The sequence below is a fragment of the Pseudomonas salicis genome, from assembly GCF_057128705.1.
Genome location: NZ_JBSKHU010000001.1, coordinates 888,252 through 903,010, shown reverse-complemented (window position 1 = coordinate 903,010; position 14,759 = coordinate 888,252). Strand labels below are relative to the sequence as shown.

Here is a 14,759-nt window from a genome sequence, read left to right as displayed (position 1 = left end):
CCAAATGCAAAACTGTTCCCTCGACAGCCATCCTTCGCTGTTACGGGCGATGGGCTAAAGCCACCCGGATTCTGAAAAAAAACCAACTTGTCGTGACCGCCGCTTTGAGGTTTCTCGGCGGTCTGTGCGAGTAAGAAGGGGCGCCCTCCAAGCCGTTGAGTCAGCGCAGGCTGGTCAGCAGTTTTTGCAAGGCCTGACGGCCTTCATCAGACAGCGGAAATACCGGCAGGCGCGGGTTACCAACGTCGAGGCCACTGGCGCTTAACCCAGCTTTGATCGTCGCCGGTAAGCCACCTTTGAGGATGAAGTCCAACAGCGGCAGTTGCCGATAAAACAACGCACGCGCCTTGTGCAGATCATTGGCCAGCACGGCCGCGTACAAATCGAGATTGAGCTGGGGAATAAGGTTTGGGGCAGCAGTACACCAACCTTTGGCGCCTGCGGCGAATGCTTCCAGCGCCAGAGGATTGCTGCCGTTGTAAAACGGCACTTGGCCATCGCCGAGCAATTGCAGCTTGTGCATCCGTTGGATATCGCCGGTGCTTTCCTTGACCATAGTGACGTTATCAACGGCATTGAAAATGCGGAGAATCAACTCAACCGACATGTCGGTGCCGCTGGTGGCCGGATTGTTGTAAAGCATGATAGGTAGGCCGATGCTCTCACCAATGGCGCGGTAATGAGCGAGGATTTCTGCTTCGCTGAGTTTCCAGTAGGACGCCGGGAGCACCATCACAACGTCGGCCCCATGGGCTTCAGCGAATCGTGCGCGACGCACTGCTTTGGCGGTCGTCAAGTCTGACACGCTGACGACCGTAGGGACGCGCCCGGCCACACGCTTAATGCTGTATTCGCTGACTTGATCCCATTCTGAATCGCTCAGGTATGCGCCTTCGCCGGTGCTACCAAGCGGCGCAATAGCGTGGACGCCGCTGGCGATCAGGCGATCAATGGATTGTCCGAGCGCGTCTAGGTTGATGCTGTCGCCGTTGACCGAGAAAGGGGTGATTGTGTAACCGATGATGCCGTGAATGGGTGAAGTGGACACAGTGTCTCTCCTTATTAAAAAGAGGTGAATTCAGCTCAGGCAGTCAGCGTGCTGACGCAGGGTTTGCCGGACGTAATAGTTGAAAGTCGCAGCGTACCGTTTGGGTCTTGCGATCCAGTCGTGCGCTTCGCGGCCTAGCTCGGGTTGGATAGGCTTGATGTCGCCTGCGGCCATCGCCATGAGTTGAAGCCTGGCGGCGCGCTCTATCAGTTGCGCAATGACGCAGGCTTCTTCGATGCTCGTCCCTGTTGACAGCTGACCATGATGCGAGAGCAGGACTGCGCGCTTGTCGCCCAGTGCACCAGCGATCAGTTCGCCTTCTTCATTGCCTACTGGAATACCCGGCCATCCTTCAAGAAACGCACAATCTTCGTACAGAGGACAAAGATCCATATGTGAAACTTGCAGCGGCACTTCAAGCATCGACAAGGCTGCGACATGAGTGGGGTGGGTGTGAATGATGCAGTTCACATCCGGTCGAGCACGATACACCCAGCTGTGGAAGCGGTTGGCCGGGTTAGCCATGCCATTGCCTTCGAGCACGGTGAGATCTTCGTCTACCAACAGCAGATTGCCGACAGTGATTTCGTCGAATCCGAGGCTTAATTGCTGTGTGTAGTACGTGCCTGGTGTAGGACCTCGAGCAGTGATCTGACCTGCCAGCCCCGAATCGTGTCCGTTCTCGAACAGGATGCGGCACGTCAGCGCCAGTTTTTGGCGGGCGGTCCAGGTCGTGTCTGCGAGGTTGTTTTGCATCTGGCTCAACGCTTGGCTGACCAGTTGGTCCTTGGATAATTCGAGTGTCGTTGCCATACCGTATCCTCTGAATCATGGGAACTTGACTAAGTGTGCGTTCGGGGAGTTCTAACGACGTGCGAGTGGCTTTACACGCGCGCAGGCGTTAGCTCAATAACGCTTCTGGCGCCATAGAGATGCATTGCTTGAAGCGCGTTGGAATCGTGAAGTTAGACTCAGCGGGTCATTGATAGCAGGTGGTGTCCAGACCGCTTATCGATACCTTGGGTGATATAGGAGAGCAGCTCTGCCATCAGATGTTCCAAGGCGCTTAAGCGCTCGTTGGACGCGGCGCGAATGACCTGTTCCGATTGCACGAAGTTGCCTTCCGTCAGGTCGCCAGCGCCATGAACAAGCATTTTCTCGATGCTTTCACGGGTCATTTCCATATGGAACTGCAGGCCAATGACTCGACGCCCCAACTGGAAAGCCTGGTGTTTGCAGACGACGCTCTCGGCGAGGTTGACCGCTTCGTCAGGCAGGTCGAATGTTTCGCCATGCCAATGTAAAACGCTGACCGTGTTCGGAAAGTTGAAGGTGCTTGAAGAATTATCCGTGGCATGGATAGGGTGCCAGCCAATTTCCTTTTCAGGGCCGGGATACACGCGCTTCCCCATCGCGGAAGCAATGAGTTGGGCACCCAGACAAATTCCGAGGACTGCAACACCTTCTCTGATCGCCTGAGCAATGAACTGTTTTTCCTGAATAAGCCATGGCAACTCCGCCTCGTCGTTGACACTCATGGGTCCGCCCAAGGCAATGATTAAATCGAGCTGTTCCACCGCCGGGAACTTGGCCGCTTCATAGAGGCGGGTATAACTGATGGTGGCCCCTTGTTGTCTGAGCCAGTTTTCAATGTTTCCCAAGCCTTCAAAGAAGGCGTGTTGCAAGACATGGACGCGCATGTGAATTCCTCTTGCACACAATCGACGGTGCGGGAGTGGTGATGAAGATTTGATAAAAACTCTGAAGACCACAACTCAATTCAATACTGTGCGGCCATCAGCAAATGCTCGAAGTCTTTCAATGCCGCAGCCGCAGTGGCCGATGGGCTCGTCAGACCGATGGCAGAGATTTCTCCCATGACGTCGGTACTGACTCGAATTGCCTTCATCCGAGCGCTCACCTGGGCAAATGGATGGTCCAGCGGATAGGTTCTCAGCTCTACCGATGCCGTAACGCTCGGCCCGGTGTTGTCAATGCGACCGACAAGTTTGGGGACGACACCGGCAAGCTTCCAACGCTGTATATCTGAAGGTGTGATCTGATCGATGCCTTCGCGAGGGATGTCATGGAGTTTCAAGTTGGCGCCGAAGCCTGCATTGGCCAAGATATTGATCTTGCAGGCTGTGTCCCAGCCTTCCAGATCGAAGCGTGGGTCCGGCTCCGCCATGCCGAGTTGTTGCGCCTGAACGACTGCATCGGCGTAGCGAACCCCGTGCATCAACTTGCTGAGGACGAAATTGCTGGTCGCGGTGACGATTCCTTCGATCTCGAGAATCCGGCAACCGACAAGGTTGTATTGCAGCAGGTCAATGGTCGGCAACGCTGCGGAAGTCGCGCCGCTGATCTTGAGCTGTGCGCCATTGGCCCGAGCCAGCTCTGCGAGGCCTGGAAAGTCAAAGACCAGCGCACCTTTGGAAATCGAAATGGCATGCGAGCCGGCGGTCAATGCTTCTCGCAGATAAAGATATCCCGAGCCACCCGTCTGATAATCCGTTGGACCCGCCTCAATCACGACGTCAGCCCCGGCGCGCTGCAAGAAGCCGTCACCGGTCAGGCCTGGCTGCAACGCCAGCGCTGCCAAGTCATCCAGAGGCAGCCCCTCGTGATTGATCAAGCCTGCACGGGAGCCGCACACCGCCGCGATACGAACGTCGGCATCGTAGAGGGTCTTATAGCGCTGATTACGCTGGTGGATCATCTGGGCCACGGTTTTGCCGATAGCACCGAAGCCGGTTATGGCAATGTTCCATCTTCGCATGGTGGGCGTCTCGTTTTCAGAAGTAGGCGGGTGCGGATAAGCCATTCAGGCGTTCGGGTTATTTGGCGAACAAACTATTTATATCCGCGAATGCTTTGAACTCAAGCGCATTGCCGCTTGGGTCCAGGACGAACATGGTGGCCTGTTCGCCAGGCTCACCCTTGAAGCGAATGTACGGTTCAATAATGAATTGCGTGCGCGCCGTCTTGAGCCTGTCGGCCAGTGCCGTCCATTGCTCCATCGTCAGCAACGCACCGAAGTGGCGGACAGGCACACCATGGCCATCAACGCTGTTGGTCGGGCTGACCCCCGTTTCTTCGGGAGCAAGATGAGCGACAACCTGATGACCATAGAAGTCGAAATCAACCCACTGAGCAGAGCTACGGCCCTCGGAGCAACCGAGCAATTCACCATAAAATTGGCGGGCAACGGCAATGTCGTGCACAGGAAACGCAATGTGGAACGGGAGAAGCTGTGGGGTCGTCTGCATACTGGTTTCTCGCCTCTAGGTCACTTAGTCAACGGAGATCCGCGCCGTTTGCGCAGTCTGCTTATCTACCAAGCGTTCACGTAAAGCATCAGCTTGATGCGGTCCGTGCGCTAGGGATGACTAAAATGCTACCTTCTGCCTGGACCCTTTCAATCATCCAGATTCAAAAACATGGATGGTCCAGAAGTTGGAGAGATTCGCTCATGACTAACAGTTGGGACATCGGTATCGACATCGACCGCGCTGCGAGCACGTCGCTCAATATGCAGATCGTGGCTGCATTGACGGACCGTATCAGGTCGGGGCTATTACGGGCAGGAGATGCTTTGCCAAGCACCCGCGAACTGTCGGTCCGGCTCGGTGTGAATCGGAAGACCCTGATCCTGGCTTACGATGAATTGATAGCCCAAGGCTGGCTGGTCAGCCACGAAAAACGCGGCACGTTCGTTTCGCCGGAGCTTCCGGTGTTCAAGCAAGAGCAGCGAGTGGCGGCAGTAGCACAACGACTGTCGGGCCGTCTGGCAGAGCCCGCCTACCTACCTTACGGTGATGAACATCTGCCGGTGAGCGTACTTGATGAGGACTCAACGGATTTTAGCGATGGGGCACCCGATACTCGCCTTATCCCCTTTGAAGACCTGTCCAAGGCGTTTCGAATCGCGCTTATGGAGTCTGCCCGGGGTAATCGAATGGGCTACGGTGATCCACGTGGCCTAAGCACCTTGCGAATTGAGTTGGCGACCATGCTCCGAGCCGAGCGGGCTATCAATGCCGAAGAGGACACCTTGTGCGTCGTTCGGGGCAGTCAGATGGGTATCTATCTGATTGCGAAAATCCTGATACGTGCGGGCGACTGCGTGGCGATGGAGCGACTGAGCTATCCTCCTGCCAGAGAGGCTTTTCGAGCCTGTGGGGGCCTGGTGCACAGCGTCAAGCAAGATGAGTTCGGGATGATTCCGGACGACCTTGAGCGGGTGTGCCGCAGCCATCGTATCCGTGCTATTTACCTTACCCCCCATCACCAGTTCCCAACCACAGTGACGATGCCCATTGATCGTCGGATGCGCCTGCTAGCCATGGCCGAGCAATTCGATTTCGTGGTGATAGAAGATGACTACGATCACGAATTTCACTTCTCGCACAACCCGATGCTACCCATGGCCAGCATGGATCAAAGTGGCCGTGTCATCTACGTCGGTTCTTTGAGCAAGATTCTCGCACCCGGTTTGAGAGTCGGTTATGTAGTGGCTCCCGCGTCGGTCATCAACCGGCTGGCAAACCAGATCATGCTCATTGACCGGCAGGGCAATACGGTTACCGAGCGGGCGGCTGCACAGCTATTGCAAAACGGTAAGCTGAAGCGGCATATCCGCCGGGCACTGAAAGTCTACGAACAACGTTGTCAGTCAGCGGTGCAAGCGGTTCAGGAAATCCTGAAGGATACTGTTCACGTCACCCATCCCAGTGGGGGCTTGGCGTTATGGATTCAATTTTCTCAGCCGCAGAATATGCAACTATTGGCGAAGCTGGCTTTGCAGAATAACGTCAGGATCCTGCCAGGCAGCATGTTCTGCGATGACCACTCGAACGTTCAAGCGGTGCGGTTGGGTTATGGCAGTCTGAATGAGCGTGAATTTCGGCAGGGTATCGAGCGTTTGCGCGATGCGTTAAGGGGAAGCAGTCAGTGATAGGTTCAACTCAAAGATGGCGATAGCCGCTGTTCCAGGTTTCAACGGTCACGACCATGTGCTCCTGGCTCAGAAGATTGGCTAATAGCGTCAGCAGTCTCGATTGTCACTGCTGACCGACCGCTTCTGGCCGAAAACTGACTCTGAGCGCTGCGTTAATAGGGGTAGAAGATCAGTGATTCCAAAGGCAGCACACGCTTGCTTCTGTTTGCCTTGACGAGCACCAGCGTCTGACCGGAGCCAATTTGGGTTTGGCTAATCGGTACGTTGAGATTACTACCACGTTCGCTTTGTCCGGCGTTACCGATCCAAGGGGCCCCTTGGTGCCAGACTCTAGGAGCAGGACCAGGAGACTAAGTTTTCACGTGCTAGTCATAGGAGCGAATGGTAGCCAGCGCAGCTGACGCGACACTAAAGATAGCTCCCTATTTGAGAGTCTATCGCATCACTCCTTACGTTATGCGTACAGGTAAAGTTAGGTTGCGCAGGCTCACACGAAGAAAACCAAGTGGTTGCTAGTCGGCGAAGGCTTGATCCAGCGGAACGCGGTAGCCCGTTGCCAAGCGGTTTGTCTCATTCGCCATCCCCACTACAGCCTGCAGCTCACCAAACATTGCGTCCGTCATTCCTGCGTTGCGCGCCGCCGCGAGGTGAGAGGCAATGCAATAAGGGCAATTGTTTGTAACGCTTACTGCTACGTAGATCAGTTCTTTCGTCAGAGCATCCAGAGCACCAGGCGCCATGATCTGCTTCAGGCTATGCCAGGTGCGCTCTAGCGTTTCAGGGTGAGCCGCTAGGCATTTCCAGAAATTGTTTACCTGATCCACCTTGCGAGTCTGCATGATGTCGTCGTAGACCGCGCGTACACGCTGACTGCCCTGTTCGTATTCGATTAGATGCTTTGATGACATTGGTTTTACCTCTTGCTTGACCAGACTGTGTGCCCTGTAACTGGCGTCAGAAGGCGCCAGGATTCTCTGATGAGGTATTCGTTTGATCTAGCCGTCATAGCTCGCCCTGTTCATTCGATGTTCCATCGGATCTTGGGCGAGGCAGAACTGGGTTTGCGGTATTACGGTTGCCGGTCTCCAACAGCAAGTGTCGGGGGCTCACTCCATGACAACGGAGAGCACGTAGCTCTGTTTGCTGACTGCAGTGCGGGTCAGCACAGCTTTGCCACTTCCTACCTCTAACGTCAGAGGCGATCCTTTCATAATCGCCTCGTCAAATGAATGCGGAATGGACAGCCCCAACGCTCGAACAGAGAGGCGTTTGGTAGCCCTTATCAGCTCCCTCTTCGCTCCGTCTTCGTCCGAAGGCAAAAGCACGTTGAGTATCACCTTAACTCGACTAGCAACCCCGCTTCCTCCTTCTGCAGAGTAGGAGATTTTATTTCCGTCGCTCGCGTTCGTTTTTATCAACCGGGTGCCGCTGGTACAGCCTTCATGCCCATCTTGATAAGTCGTCCATTCGCCGGCACGAAGTTGGGTGTCGTTAAGCACCGTACAGATTTGGGCCGTCGATAGCGGTTGGAGATCTGCAAGGCAGCTGATGGAGGTAAAAATCGTTGCGAGGCCGATTGCAAGTCGAAACATTTCAATGTTTCTCCGTGGTGAATGATTGACCCCACTGAGAGCTGCCGCAGCAACGTCCCTGAGCTCGGGCTTGGCGCAAGCCAAGCGGGAGGGGCAATGCAGGTTTGAAAAGCAGCCAAACAAGGAAGGTTGTGACTGATGTGCCAACCAGCATCCCACTAACAAACGTCAGCCCGTACGCGAGCTGATTGCGGGCGTTGGTGTCATCAAAAAGAAAAGGCAGCAACGCATTGATACCGAATATCAATGCGCTCATCAGGATCACGGCAATCGCTGTTTTAACGGTACGTGACCATAGTCGGGTAGGGGGATGCCGCTTTGGGCATCTGGCGGCTACTTTTGCATGGCTACCACCATTAGAAGGATAGATCACGAATATTTCCTCCGCGCGCCGGTAATGTCGTGAAGACGTGGAATTCATATCTGTGGCCCTCCGACTCTTGGCGAGAGCTCACCGTCTTGGACGCTCAATGCGATCGCACCAGAGATCGCGGCGATCGCCGCTGCTGCGACAAATGCAATCGCCTAGCTAGTGATCGGATCGGTATTTCTGCGCTGAACGCAGACACTGCCGCAATAACCGCGATGCCCAGCGCTCCCCCGATTTGTTGATCCATTTGTACCGGGCCTGAAGCTGCCCCAGCTTGTTGGTTTGTTATCCCGGTGACTGAGGGATTACTTCAGAGTCAGATCTGCGAGGCGCCGCCGTCGACGAACAGTTCAATCCCGTTGATGTAGCCCGCAGCGTCGCTGGCGAGAAACGAAACAGTTTGTGCAATATCGTCCGGAGCGCCGATACGGCCCACAGTGCTTTTTTCGGCCAGGAATGCAAAAACGCCTTCCGCTTGCTCTTTGGGGAAATAGGCATCAAAGCCAGGCGTGCGGGTTGGCCCGGGGCTGACCACATTGATGCGAATGCCTGAGCCTCGGAGCTCTTGAATCCAAGCGCGTACCAGATTCCTGACACCAGCTTTGGCTGCACCGTATACGCTCATGCCTTCTGGAGGGTTGATGGATGCGGTTGAACCAATGAGGATTACCGACCCGCCGTCTAGCATAAGGGGGAGAGCGCCTTGAACAGTGAAGAGCACTCCTTTGAGGTTGGTGTTGAGTGTTTCGTCTACGTGAGCCTCGGTAATCAGCCTTAGCGGTGCTGGTTCCGCCCCGCCCGCGTTTGCGACGAGGACATCGACCCGCCCATATTGATCCTGAACACGTTCATACAAGGCCTTGATGTCAGCGACTTTGCTAATGTCGACGACCATCCCCGACGCCTGCTGTCCGATTTCAGCCACAGCTTTCTCGAGTTTTTCGGGGTTGCGGCCGGTGATCAGCACGCGCGCTCCGCGTTTGGCCAGGTCTTTGGCAATGCTCAAGCCTATGCCTGAGGACCCGCCAGTGATTAACGCAATTTTGTTATCAAAGGACATGATTGAACCCTGCTGTCGTTTTATGTAGCGATCACTATATTGGTGGTTGTGTCTGTCTGCAAGAGGAATATAGTGGTCGCTATAGCTGGGGTCGCGCTGAGCCGCAGCAGGGTTTACAATAGGGAATGACTAGGGAATCTACGGAAATGAATACAACGATACGCCGCCGCCGGCCGGCGTTTGACCGCGAAGAAGGTGTTCGAATCGCGCAGGAACTCTTCCATGCGCGTGGGTATGATGCGGTAAGCATCGCGGATTTAACCAAGGCCATGGGTATTGTTCCGCCCAGCCTCTATGCCGCATACGGCAGCAAGCTGGACCTGTTTGAGCGAGCGATGAACAGGTACGTGTCGACCAGCGCCCTTCCCATAGATGTTCTGTTGGCCGTGGAAGGTAAGCCTTCCGAAGTTCTAACCAATCTTTTTGTCACCGTAGCGAAGCATTACACCGACCACCCCACTCTTCGCGGCTGCATGGTTACTGAGGCGATGCGGGCGGATGACTCTGAGGCGGCAGCAATCGCTATACGGATTGCGAGCCCAGCCATCGAGGAGATTCGTTCCTACGTAGCCCAACACGCGCTGCCGGACAAGGTCGATGGGATTACCGACTACGTTGTCATGACGTTGCGTGGCTTGTCGTCCTACGCGTGTTTGGGTTACGCCCAGGAAAAGCTCGTGGAATGTTCGAAAGTCGCTGGCCGAGTTTTTGAGTCCGAATTCTCGCTGAATTGAGCGGGCGGCGTTGCCTGATAGGAGTCTTCCTATACCGCTCATCTTTTCACCGGCACGGGATCAGCATACCCCGCATTTTCTCTAGTTCGAGACATGGGGATTTTGGATTCCCTGTAGACACCCCTTAGTGGGCGACGTCCCTCGCTCATCGCGCATGTCCTTCATCTCCTCGCTTCTCATTCTTAAGCCACCTCCCCCCGTTTGAGGGGGACGCTTAATCGTTTAACTATCTCACCCATCCGAAAAGCGTTGCTTGGCGCTTAAAATCTATATAGTGTTCGATACATACGGAATCATATGGCCACCACGAGGGAAGCTCGTGCTCCGAGATCGAGTGATTTTAGTTACGGGTGGCGCTTCTGGTATCGGTTTGGTCGTGGCTCAAGGGTTGGCAAGTCACGGTGCCGAGCTCATCGTGACGGGAGTGACCCAAGGGCAAATTGATAATGCTGTCGCGAAGCTGGGCTTTTACGCCACTGGCATAGTGGTCGACCTTTCGAGAGTTGGGGATGTTGACCAGTTGTTTTCTAGAGTTCGGGTGACCCATGGCCGTTTGGACGTGTTGGTCGTAACCACCGGCGTAAACAGCAATCTGCCGCCGCTAGGGAAAATCACTGAAAAGGCGTTCGACCGGACGTTCGATACGAACTTGAAAATGGTCACATTCGCCATTCAGGCAGCCCGGCCAATGATGGGGGATGGAGGTGCCATCGTTGTTATCGGTGACTACCCTTTGACTGAGCCTGAGGAAGGGAAGAGTTTATGTTGCGTCACGAAATCTGCGCTTCGTGCATTGGTAGACGGATGGATAGCTGAGCTTAAGGATATCGGGGTGAGGGTCAATTTACTCACAGCAAACTCAGCGGTGTCCCCGGTAAGTTCGAGAAGTGTTACTCCAGTCGGCGAGCATGTTTTTTGCTCGCTGAGGAATCGGTGGTCTTTCGAACTCAGACATTCCCACAGCGAGATCGTCGAAGTGGCGACATTCCTAGCTAGTGACGCCTCCCGGTATTTGAGCGGTGTGGAGCTCGTTGTGGACAAGGGATGACGCACCTTTTGGGATTTTTGTAACTGGTCGGTCGAGAGCGATCAGCAGCTTTATGAGGCTCTCCCACCTGCGGCAGTGCCTGCCAGCAGTATCCAATAAAACCATATAAAAACAATAACTCCGACTCACTGGAAGCTCCCGTTTTCAGGAGTTTTTTGCCTTGGATATAGAAATTAACAATCAATTTTAAGCATGCCGAGAGGGTGTGCCACTGGATAGTGAGTCGCATAAATGAACAAGCTGTTGAGGCGTATGAAAATAGGTACCCGGTCAGCCGCGGGGTTCTCGGTTATAACTTGTATGCTGATAGGTATTGGATGCTTTAGCCTTTTGCAGATGGGACGTTTGCAGCATGCAACCGATGATATCAATCAGCTGTGGCTGCCCACTCTGAATAAAGTCCAGCAGCTTGGTGCGGAGGTAGCAAGTATGCGGCTAGAGGGGCAGCGCTATCGTGCAAGTACAGATCCCGTTTACAAAAAAAACAGCGCGGAACTGATCCGTACCACTCAGGTAGAAATCGATAAAATTCTAGAGGATTTGCGTCATGGAATGACGCGTCCAGATGAAAAAAGGGATCTCTCCGGGTTTGAAGAAGTTTACGGGCGTTACATTCAAGAGCTGGGTAAATTGGTGTACCTCACTAGCCGTGATCAGGGTGATGCTGCTGTTCAAGAGATAAATGCCAATCTTGCCGAAGCAGGCCGCCAGCTTACGACTCATCTGAAAGATCTGACTGGTCACCAACAAGCGGGAGCGAATGACGCTGCTGCTGCTTCGATGAGCCTATTCAAAGAAGTGCAGTTTGTAGTCGCATCCACGCTGTGTTTAGCCGTGCTGGTCACGATACTTTTGGCTTGGTATCTAACTGTCAGTATCGTTTCACCTATCCGGCAAGCGGTAGAGATTGCGACCACTATCGCGGCAGGGGATCTGACTTTTCCGATCGATAAGTCAGGCACTGACGAGCCGGCATTGTTGTTGGCGGCCATGGATGGCATGCAAGCCAATCTGAAGACGACCATTGCTTCGATAGGGAATACGGCGAGTCAGTTGGCAGCAGCAGCGGAGGAAGTGAGTTCGGTAATCAGTGACATGAGTGGCGGATTGACCAGGCAAAATGCGGATATTGAGTTGGCGTTTGCCTCGGTGCAAAAGCTCAGTAGGGCTGTTGATGAGGTCGCGAAAAATGCCGTCTCCACTTCCGAGCTTTCCCAGACATCGGAGTCTGGCTCTAGGGATGGTAAGGGGCAGGTCGAGGAAACCGCGAGCCGGCTGGAGAACCTAGAGCGTCAGGTGCGGCTCAGCTCTGCCGAGGCTCAGGAATTCCTCAATCAGACACAGGCGATCAGTAAGGTGCTGGATGTCATTCGTGGCATCGCAGACCAGACGAACTTACTCGCGCTCAATGCCGCCATCGAGGCAGCAAGAGCGGGGGATGCAGGTAGAGGCTTTGCTGTGGTGGCAGACGAGGTTCGCGCTCTGTCTCACACGACTCAGTCCTCAATATTCAATATTGAGTCGATGATTCAGTCGATTCAGGACGGAAGCAGCAGCACCGTCAGCTCTCTGCAGCACAGCGCAAAGCAGGCTAACGAGACGTTGGACGTTGCGCTCGCCGCGGGCAGTGCATTGGAAAAAGTGTCCCAGGCGGTATCCCTGATCAACACGCAGAATCTGATGATCGCGAACGCAACTGAAGAGCAGTCACAGGTCGCACAGAGGGTGAGTGAGAGTCTCAGTTCTATTCGTGACGTGTCTATTCAGACGGCTACAGGTGCCACTCAGACCGCTGCAGCAAGTCATGAGCTGGCAAGAATTGCCAGCAACATGTCATCGATGGTGAAGAAATTCACCCTTGCCTAATTCAGCTCTGAAAGCACGACGCGGTGGTTTGTCTGGCGCTTACTGAGAGGCGTTCGCCTGCGAAAATGGCGCAGGCGCCGCGCTTGACGTTTTGATCTTGCGGCTTTAGGCTTCGCCGATCTTGCCGTATCTGTGCAAGGAAATTTTAAACCCTCTGCCACCCTGCATCCGGCTGCCGCTTAGCGCAAGCGGATCGCCCCACAAGTCAGCCTCGATTTTTCAACGTGCAAGGCGATTATATCGATCGCTACAAAGCGCTTGCTCCCGAGCTTGTGGCTATGTGAAGATAGCTATGTATCGATCGCTATATAGCTCGTATTTTTACGAGCCCTCTTGGAGTAATTGTGATGACTAGCACCAACAACGGCTTGGATATTCTGGCACGACTGGACGCGGAGAGCTCGATCCATCGTCTTCATGCTACCTACACCCACCGGTTGGACAGCGGTGATTTTGAGGGTGTGGCGGATGTACTCCAGCACGCTGTGTTGCATGTAATGGGTAATGAGGCCTCGACCATCGACGGTTTGCTGACATTCTTCAATGCAGGCCTGCAGGTTCATGCCGACGGTACGCCTCGTACCTGGCACACGGTTGCGAATGTGCTGATTAATGTCGACGCTTCGGGTGAAAAGGCGAGTTCGGAAAGCTATTACACCGTGCATCAGCAACTCGATGGTTTTCCTTTGCAGCCAATTTGCACCGGTAAATACCTCGACCAATTCGAGCGTCATGATGGTGAATGGCGCTTCAGTCGCCGTGAAGTGACGCTGCGTCTGCCTGGGGATCTGCAGCACCATGTTCAAGGCGCGCAAACCGACGCTGTAGCGCAACACGCCTGATTGCCTTAGGGCTTGTGTACGCCCACTCGCCGGCAAGGCGGTAAGCAGCGGTTCGATTTGTCTCCTTGGCGAATTAAGGCCAAGGAGAACATGGGTTATGTGATGCGACAGGGCGTTCGTGCCTGTTCGCATATGGGAGGGCACCGCGACAGGCTGCTCTCCGTTCCCATCACATATATCCATTCAGCCCTCCCTGTAAGAGCGCGAGCGGCGCAGGCGACAACATCTCAACTCATCAGGCTGGATGTCCTTCGCGGGGCATGCAGATTCTTAAACATGAGGAATATGCGTCATGACGAATAAACGACAAGCGCTGGTAACCGGTGCTAACAAGGGGATTGGCCTTGCAATTGCCCGCGGTTTGGCTGAGGCAGGTATGTCTGTATGGATCGGGGCTCGAGATCAGACGCGTGGCGAGTTGGCAGTGGCCAAGCTGCGTGAGGAAGGGCACGACGCCTATTTTCTCGAGCTGGACGTTGCAGATGAGCAGAGCGTACTGAAAGCGGCGCAGACGTTGAGCTCCGAAATCGACGCGCTTGATGTATTGGTCAACAACGCAGGAATTGCAGTGGACATGACGCTTCCTCCGAGCCGTATCCGGATGGAAGACATGAAAGCTGTTTTCGAGGTCAACCTTTTTGGCCCGGTGCGTGTCACTCAAGCTTTCCTGCCGCTGCTTAAGGCTGCCAGCCAGGCGCGGATCGTAATGATGGGTAGTGGAGTTGGTTCGCTTACGCTTATCACCGATCCGACCTCACTTTATTCGACAGTCAATCTGCTGGACTACACGTCTTCAAAAGTTGCGCTGAGTGCTGTGACGGTCTCGTTCGCCAAAGAATTGGAACCCTTGGGCATCAAAGTCAACGTTGTTGAGCCTGGACACGTACGCACCGATCTCAATGGGAATTCCGGTTTCCTCACGCCCGATGAAGGTGCTGTGACGGCTATCAAGGCAGCGCTGCTCGATGCTGATGGCCCTACCGGAGGTTTCTTTGGTAGCCATGGCCGGCAGCCTTGGTGACGAGAGTCTCGGTGAGCGGACGCGTTTTGCCGCGTAGAGCCTCGGGCTTAGATCTTTCTGCCTAGCACCATTGCTTTAGAAACTCGGCCTTTCTTTTGGATGGCAGTGGTGGTGCTCACCTTTTAGGTTTTGTGCGTCAGCGAGAACGAAATGTTGAGCGAAAGCGGATGTGCTCACATCCGCTGAAACGTTTGATGGATGGAAGCATGGCCAGGGGA

Annotated in this window: 15 protein-coding genes and 1 pseudogene; 7 read left to right on the top strand and 9 right to left on the bottom strand. The window is 54.5% G+C overall.

The genetic code is table 11. The annotated features are described in order from the left end of the window. Positions 1-160 precede the first annotated feature (160 nt). From ACWKWE_RS04195 to ACWKWE_RS04175, 5 genes are all read right to left on the bottom strand, one after another. Positions 161-1,048: a dihydrodipicolinate synthase family protein gene (locus tag ACWKWE_RS04195; protein ID WP_166594533.1), complete on the bottom strand. Its 888-nt coding sequence runs from the start codon at positions 1,046-1,048 to the stop codon at positions 161-163. Positions 1,049-1,078: 30 nt separating this feature from the next. After that, positions 1,079-1,861, bottom strand: a complete 783-nt coding sequence (locus ACWKWE_RS04190; protein WP_483849750.1) for an aldolase — start codon at positions 1,859-1,861, stop codon at positions 1,079-1,081. 158 nt (positions 1,862-2,019) lie between these two features. Beyond that, positions 2,020-2,748: a type 1 glutamine amidotransferase gene (locus ACWKWE_RS04185; protein ID WP_483849749.1), complete on the bottom strand. Its 729-nt coding sequence runs from the start codon at positions 2,746-2,748 to the stop codon at positions 2,020-2,022. An 80-nt stretch (positions 2,749-2,828) separates the two neighbouring features. Further along, the gene (locus tag ACWKWE_RS04180; protein WP_483849748.1) at positions 2,829-3,872 is read right to left on the bottom strand and encodes a homoserine dehydrogenase; all 1,044 of its coding nucleotides are present in this window, start codon (positions 3,870-3,872) and stop codon (positions 2,829-2,831) included. 13 nt (positions 3,873-3,885) lie between these two features. Continuing rightward, positions 3,886-4,317 carry a VOC family protein gene (locus tag ACWKWE_RS04175; RefSeq protein ID WP_483849747.1) on the bottom strand — a complete coding sequence of 144 codons (432 nt, stop codon included), beginning with the start codon at positions 4,315-4,317 and terminating at the stop codon, positions 3,886-3,888. 203 nt (positions 4,318-4,520) lie between these two features. Here ACWKWE_RS04175 and pdxR point away from each other — a divergent pair, with 203 nt between their 5' ends. Next, entirely contained in the window at positions 4,521-6,005 is a 1,485-nt protein-coding gene (gene pdxR / locus ACWKWE_RS04170) for a MocR-like pyridoxine biosynthesis transcription factor PdxR (RefSeq protein ID WP_483849746.1), read from the top strand. A gap of 515 nt (positions 6,006-6,520) precedes the next feature. Here the strand turns inward: pdxR and ACWKWE_RS04165 are convergent. From ACWKWE_RS04165 to ACWKWE_RS04150, 4 genes are all read right to left on the bottom strand, one after another. Beyond that, positions 6,521-6,916 (bottom strand): carboxymuconolactone decarboxylase family protein, encoded by a 396-nt coding sequence (locus ACWKWE_RS04165; protein ID WP_483849745.1) that lies wholly within the window; start codon positions 6,914-6,916, stop codon positions 6,521-6,523. A 198-nt stretch (positions 6,917-7,114) separates the two neighbouring features. Then, entirely contained in the window at positions 7,115-7,600 is a 486-nt protein-coding gene (locus ACWKWE_RS04160; RefSeq protein WP_483849744.1) for a hypothetical protein, read from the bottom strand. A 1-nt stretch (position 7,601) separates the two neighbouring features. Next, positions 7,602-7,973: a hypothetical protein gene (locus ACWKWE_RS04155; RefSeq protein ID WP_483849743.1), complete on the bottom strand. Its 372-nt coding sequence runs from the start codon at positions 7,971-7,973 to the stop codon at positions 7,602-7,604. Between the two features lie 313 nt (positions 7,974-8,286). After that, positions 8,287-9,030 (bottom strand): SDR family NAD(P)-dependent oxidoreductase, encoded by a 744-nt coding sequence (locus ACWKWE_RS04150; protein WP_483849742.1) that lies wholly within the window; start codon positions 9,028-9,030, stop codon positions 8,287-8,289. 146 nt (positions 9,031-9,176) lie between these two features. On the opposite strand from ACWKWE_RS04150, the gene ACWKWE_RS04145 reads away from it, so the two are divergent. From ACWKWE_RS04145 to ACWKWE_RS04120, 6 genes and pseudogenes are all read left to right on the top strand, one after another. Continuing rightward, complete coding sequence (locus ACWKWE_RS04145) at positions 9,177-9,764, top strand: TetR/AcrR family transcriptional regulator (RefSeq protein WP_483849741.1); 588 nt, start codon at positions 9,177-9,179, stop codon at positions 9,762-9,764. Between the two features lie 334 nt (positions 9,765-10,098). After that, the gene (locus ACWKWE_RS04140; protein ID WP_483849740.1) at positions 10,099-10,812 is read left to right on the top strand and encodes an SDR family NAD(P)-dependent oxidoreductase; all 714 of its coding nucleotides are present in this window, start codon (positions 10,099-10,101) and stop codon (positions 10,810-10,812) included. Positions 10,813-11,043: 231 nt separating this feature from the next. Next, positions 11,044-11,817 (top strand): annotated as a pseudogene (locus ACWKWE_RS04135) (MCP four helix bundle domain-containing protein); the annotation flags it as partial. Then, a complete protein-coding gene (locus tag ACWKWE_RS04130) occupies positions 11,803-12,678 on the top strand; it encodes a methyl-accepting chemotaxis protein (RefSeq protein ID WP_483849981.1) in 876 nt (291 codons plus the stop codon). The pseudogene ACWKWE_RS04135 and the gene ACWKWE_RS04130, both read left to right, overlap by 15 nt. Positions 12,679-13,025: 347 nt before the next feature. Next, positions 13,026-13,520, top strand: a complete 495-nt coding sequence (locus ACWKWE_RS04125) for a nuclear transport factor 2 family protein (RefSeq protein WP_483849739.1) — start codon at positions 13,026-13,028, stop codon at positions 13,518-13,520. Positions 13,521-13,812: 292 nt separating this feature from the next. Then, a complete protein-coding gene (locus ACWKWE_RS04120; RefSeq protein ID WP_483849738.1) occupies positions 13,813-14,541 on the top strand; it encodes an SDR family oxidoreductase in 729 nt (242 codons plus the stop codon). Positions 14,542-14,759 lie beyond the last annotated feature (218 nt).

Bases quoted from the DNA above. Each gene is read 5' to 3' on its own strand.
- ACWKWE_RS04190 (WP_483849750.1), bottom strand. From the start codon at position 1,861: ATGGCAACGACACTCGAATTATCCAAGGACCAACTGGTCAGCCAAGCG.
- ACWKWE_RS04185 (WP_483849749.1), bottom strand. From the start codon at position 2,748: ATGCGCGTCCATGTCTTGCAACACGCCTTCTTTGAAGGCTTGGGAAAC.
- ACWKWE_RS04180 (WP_483849748.1), bottom strand. From the start codon at position 3,872: ATGGCTTATCCGCACCCGCCTACTTCTGAAAACGAGACGCCCACCATG.
- ACWKWE_RS04175 (WP_483849747.1), bottom strand. From the start codon at position 4,317: ATGCAGACGACCCCACAGCTTCTCCCGTTCCACATTGCGTTTCCTGTG.
- pdxR (WP_483849746.1), top strand. From the start codon at position 4,521: ATGACTAACAGTTGGGACATCGGTATCGACATCGACCGCGCTGCGAGC.
- ACWKWE_RS04165 (WP_483849745.1), bottom strand. From the start codon at position 6,916: ATGTCATCAAAGCATCTAATCGAATACGAACAGGGCAGTCAGCGTGTA.
- ACWKWE_RS04160 (WP_483849744.1), bottom strand. From the start codon at position 7,600: ATGTTTCGACTTGCAATCGGCCTCGCAACGATTTTTACCTCCATCAGC.
- ACWKWE_RS04150 (WP_483849742.1), bottom strand. From the start codon at position 9,030: ATGTCCTTTGATAACAAAATTGCGTTAATCACTGGCGGGTCCTCAGGC.
- ACWKWE_RS04145 (WP_483849741.1), top strand. From the start codon at position 9,177: ATGAATACAACGATACGCCGCCGCCGGCCGGCGTTTGACCGCGAAGAA.
- ACWKWE_RS04130 (WP_483849981.1), top strand. From the start codon at position 11,803: ATGGATGGCATGCAAGCCAATCTGAAGACGACCATTGCTTCGATAGGG.
- ACWKWE_RS04125 (WP_483849739.1), top strand. From the start codon at position 13,026: ATGACTAGCACCAACAACGGCTTGGATATTCTGGCACGACTGGACGCG.
- ACWKWE_RS04120 (WP_483849738.1), top strand. From the start codon at position 13,813: ATGACGAATAAACGACAAGCGCTGGTAACCGGTGCTAACAAGGGGATT.